This window comes from Longimicrobiaceae bacterium (genome assembly GCA_035936415.1).
Taxonomy (GTDB): Bacteria; Gemmatimonadota; Gemmatimonadetes; order Longimicrobiales; family Longimicrobiaceae; genus JAFAYN01.
In genome coordinates this window covers 1-4,575 of sequence record DASYWD010000189.1, presented here as the reverse complement: position 1 = coordinate 4,575, position 4,575 = coordinate 1, and the positions used below count along the sequence as shown (strand labels likewise).

The 4,575-nt window shown below is 76.3% G+C and carries 3 protein-coding genes; 2 read left to right on the top strand and 1 reads right to left on the bottom strand.

The genetic code is table 11. The features are described from left to right. Together VGR37_07520 and VGR37_07515 are read left to right on the top strand one after the other, a co-directional pair. On the top strand, positions 1–1,097 hold a 1,097-nt coding region (locus VGR37_07520; protein HEV2147236.1), incomplete at its 5' end, for an aspartate kinase. A gap of 111 nt (positions 1,098–1,208) precedes the next feature. After that, positions 1,209–3,425, top strand: a complete 2,217-nt coding sequence (locus tag VGR37_07515) for a hypothetical protein (GenBank protein HEV2147235.1) — start codon at positions 1,209–1,211, stop codon at positions 3,423–3,425. Positions 3,426–3,556: 131 nt separating this feature from the next. Here the strand turns inward: VGR37_07515 and VGR37_07510 are convergent, their stop codons facing one another. Continuing rightward, positions 3,557–4,537 carry a ketoacyl-ACP synthase III gene (locus VGR37_07510; protein HEV2147234.1) on the bottom strand — a complete coding sequence of 327 codons (981 nt, stop codon included), beginning with the start codon at positions 4,535–4,537 and terminating at the stop codon, positions 3,557–3,559. Between the last annotated feature and the right edge of the window lie 38 nt (positions 4,538–4,575).

Here is a 4,575-nt window from a genome sequence, read left to right as displayed (position 1 = left end):
CCGGGGATTTCGGCGCCGTGCTGGAGGAGGCGCGCCGCGAGCTGGCCGACCTGCTGCGCGTGGTCGCCGCGCACCCCGGCACCCGCCGCCCGCTGGCCGACGAGATCGTCTCCTACGGCGAGCGGCTCGCCTCGCGCCTCCTGGCGGAGACCTTCCGCGCCCGCGGGCTCCCCGCGCGCTGGGTGGACGCGCGGCGCTGCGTCCGCACCGACGAGGAGCACGGCCGCGCCGCGCCGCTCGGCGCGCTCACGGACGAGTGCACCCGCGCCGAGCTGCTCCCCCTCCTGGAGGCGGGCGAGTTCCCGGTGCTGGGCGGCTTCATCGGCTCGGCGGCGACCGGGGCCACCACCACGCTGGGCCGCGGCGGCTCCGACTACACGGCGGCGCTCGTGGGGGCGGCGCTGGGCGCGCGCGAGATCCAGGTCTGGACGGACGTGACCGGCTTCCTGACCGCGGACCCCCGGGTGGTGCCGGACGCCCGGCGCATCGAGCGCCTCTCCTACGAGGAAGCGGCGGAGCTGGCCTTCTTCGGCGCGAAGGTGCTGCACCCCAAGACGATCCAGCCGGCGGTGGAGCGGGGGATCCCGGTGCGGATCTGCAACTCGCGCGACCCGGAGGCGGGGAGCACCCTGGTGGACGCCCGCACGGAGCCCTCGCCGGGCGCGGTGCGCGCCATCGCCCACCGCGCGGGGGTCACGGTGCTGCGCGTGGCCTCCGCGCGGATGCTGGGCACCTACGGCTTCCTGCGCGCCCTGTTCGAGGTGTTCGACCGGCACCGCACCCCGGTGGACGTGGTGACCACCTCGGAGGTGAGCGTGTCGCTCTCGCTGGACCGCACCGACGAGCTGGACGCCATCGTGGCGGAGCTGGCGACGCTCGGAGAGGTGCAGGTGGAGGGCGGGAACGCCATCGTCTGCGTGGTGGGGGCGGGGCTGCGGAGCACCTCCGGCGTCGCCGGCCGCGTCTTCGAGGCGGTGGGCGACATCAACGTGGGGCTGATCTCCCAGGGCGCCTCCAGCGTGAACCTCACCTTCGTCGTCGAGGAGGGCCGCGCCGCGGAAGCGGTGCGGCGGCTGCACGCGGAGTTCTTCGGGTAGCCCCTCACCGACGGGACGGACGTAGCCCTCCCCGCCCGCTGAAACCCGGGCCGGCGCCGCTCCGTAGGTGCTCCCGGAACCCGGCCGTACTCAGTCCAACCGAACCTCTCGATGCTCCTCCTCCTGGCAGCCACGCTCCTCGCGGCGCACCACGCCGCGCCCGATACCACCCATCCGCAGTCCGCGCCGCGGGCCGACGCGTACCTGGACGCCGGCGCGCGGGAGACCGTGCGCCTGGCGCGGGAGCGGAGGACCGGCGTGGAGAGCTCCATCCGCCGCTACCGGACGGTGTCGCGCTCCCGGATCTCGCTGGGGATGCGGGCGCTCCGGCGCGACCGGCTCTTCTTCCGCTGCGAGTCCGCCGTGCGGGTGGACTGGCGGCGCGGCGAGCCGGCGATCAAGGAGGTGCTCGGCGGGCGCGAGGTCGTCCCGCTGGTGAAACGAGCCCCGGAGGTGGAGGAGGACTGCGGCAGCTCGGTGTTCGACCCGTCGGCGGACCGCCTGGTCTTCGGGCTGGGCGGGCTGCTGGGTGGGGAGGACGCCTTCGCGCGGCACCCGCTCGCCCCCGGGAGCGAGGCGGACTACCGCTTCCGCTCCGGCGACACCATGACCGTGCGGATCCCCGGGATGGCGCCGCTCCGGCTGGTGGAGCTGCGGGTGATCCCCCGGCGGAACGAGTCGTCGCTGGTGAGCGGCTCGCTGTGGCTGGAAAGCGACTCCCACGCGGTGGTCCGGGCGGTGCTCCGCCTGGCGCGCCCCTTCGACCTGGAGCGGGACGGCGACGCCGACGACGCAAAGGACGTCCCCGGCGTGATGAAGCCGGTCCGGGCGGACCTCCGCTTCGTGACGGTGGAGTACGGGCTCTGGGACCAGAAGTGGTGGCTGCCCCGGCTGGTGGCGCTGGAGGGCGAGGTGCAGGTGGGAAAGCTGGCCCGCATGCCGCTCCGCATGGAGCAGACGTACTCGGACTTCGAGGTGGAGGGCGATCCCGACGCCGCACCGGCCCCCGCCGCCGTCACCGCGGCGGACCCTTCGGCCGTGTCATCGGCCGCTACGTCGGCCGCCCGTTGCGCCGGCTCGACCGGGCGGCTGAAGGCGGTCGGCGACTCGCTCCAGGCGGCGCACCCCGACTACAAGGTGTCGGTGAGCTGCAGCTGCAGCAGCGGGAGCTGCAGCCAGTCCGTTACGCTCATGCCGCGCGACCCGCAGCGGGTGGTGGCGAGCGAGCACCTCCCCGCCTCCATCTACGAGGAGGGCGAGGCGCTGGTGAGCCGGGCGGAGATGCAGGAGCTGCTCGCGCTGGCGAAGGGCGCCTCTCCCGCGCCCTGGGAGCTGGCCCGGCCGCGCTTCGAGTGGGGCGGCCGCAACCCGGAGCTGCTGCGGTACAACCGCGTGGAGGGGCTTTCGGTAGGTGCGCGCGCCCTGTGGGACCTGGGTCGCGCCGAGGCGGACGCCACGGTCCGCCTGGGCACCGCCGACTGGCAGCCGGACGTGGAGCTGGGCCTCGCGCGGAGCGGGCCCGCGTCCCGGCAGCGGGTGGCGGCGTACCGGCGCCTCAACACGGTCGACGGGGCCCCGCGCGCCCTGGGGCCGGGGAACTCGCTCTCGGCGCTCCTGTTCGGCCGGGACGACGGGAACTACTACCGCAGCCTGGGGGCGGAGCTGCTCCGCTCGCCAGCCGGAGAGGGGGCGGGGCTGGGCTGGCGCCTCTTCGCGGAGCGGCAGGACGAGGCGGAGAAGAGCACCGACTGGAGCCTCCCGCGGCTCTGGAGCGACGAGGGCTTCCGCGAGAACGTCCCCGCGGCCGGGGCGAACCAGGCGGGCGCCGCGGTCTCCTGGCGCGGGTGGCGCGGCGCGAACCCGGCGGGGTGGCGCGGCGGCTCCACCCTCTCGCTGGAGGGCTCCACCGGGACCTTCACCTTCGCGCGCCCCTCGGCCTCGCTGTTCGGCTCGGCGCCGCTCCCCGCGGGCCTGGTGGGGTCCGTCGAGGCGGCGGCGGGGACCTCGCTCGGCGAGGTGCCGGTGCAGAGCCACTGGTTCCTGGGCGGTCCCGCGTCCGTGCGCGGCTTCGCGGGCGGCGCGATGTCGGGAGAGGCGTTCTGGCGGGGGCGGGCGGAGGTGGGGCGTGCGGCGCCCGGGGTGCGGGTCGTCGCCTTCTCGGACGCCGGGTGGGCCGGCGAGCGCGGCGCCTTCACGCTGGACCCGCCGCTCCTCTCCGCCGGGGTGGGCGCGAGCTTCCTCGACGGGCTGGTGCGCCTGGACCTCGCCCGCGCGTTGCGGGGCGACTCGGGGTGGCGGGTGGAGCTGTACCTCGACGCGCTCATGTAGGGCGGCGTCAGCCGGGCGTGTCGAGGCCGCGGCCCAGGATCTCCCCCAGGAACTCCAGCTCCCCGCCCGGCACCGCGCGCGCGGGGTGCATCGGCTCCGGTGGACGGGGGTCGCGGCGGTGGACGCCGCTGTTACCGCCCTCCCTCGCCCCCGTTCCCCAGCACCGCCGCCCCCGCCGTAGCACCGGCTCCGAAGGACACCAGCAGCGTCGGCCGATCCGCGGGGACCCGTCCCCCGCGCACGGCCTCGTCCAGGGCGATGGGGATGGTGGCCGCGCCGGTGTTGCCGTAGCGGTCGATGTTTACGAAGACACGCTCCGGGGCGAGCTGCATCTCCTTCTGCAGCCCCTCGATGATGCGCAGGTTGGCCTGGTGCGGGACGACCAGCCCCACCTCGTCCGGCGCGGCCCCCGCCCGCTCCAGCGCCGCCGCGGCCTGCGACGCCATGGTCCGCACCGCCGCCTTGAAGAGGCGGGTCCCCTCCATCCGCAGCAGGTGGGCGCGCTCCTCCAGCACCCGCGAGTCGAAGGGCCGGCGCGAGCCCCCGGCCGGGCGCAGCAGCGCATCGGCCAGGCGCCCGTCCGCCCACCAGCTCGTGGCCCGCACCGCCAGGGGGCCGTCCCCCGCGGCCAGCACCGCCGCCCCCGCGCCGTCGCCGAAGAGCGGGCCGGTGGCCGGGTCGGCGCGGTCGGTCACCGTGGAGAGCTTCTCCACCCCCACGACCAGCCCGTACCGCCCCGCGCCGGCGCGCAGCAGCGCGTCCGCCACGACCAGCGCGTAGATCCACCCGGCGAAACCCGCCTCCACGTCGAAGCAGGCGGCCCCCCACGCCCCGATCTTCGCCTGCAGCTCGCAGGCGGTGGGGGGCGTCAGGTGGTCCGGGGTGGAGGTGGCTACGACCACCACCCCCAGCGCCTCGGCCCCGATCCCGGCCGCCTCCAGCGCGGCACGCGCCGCGCGCGCCGACATCGCCGCCGTGCCCTCGCCATCCGCCACCCGCCGCTCGCGGATCCCGGTGCGCCGCAGGATCCACTCCTCCGTCACCCCGGCGAGCCCGGCGATCTCCTCGTTCCCCAGCACGCGGGCGGGGAGGTACCGCCCCGTCCCCGCCACGTGCGTCCCCGCACCCCCGCCCGCCGCCACGCGTCAGC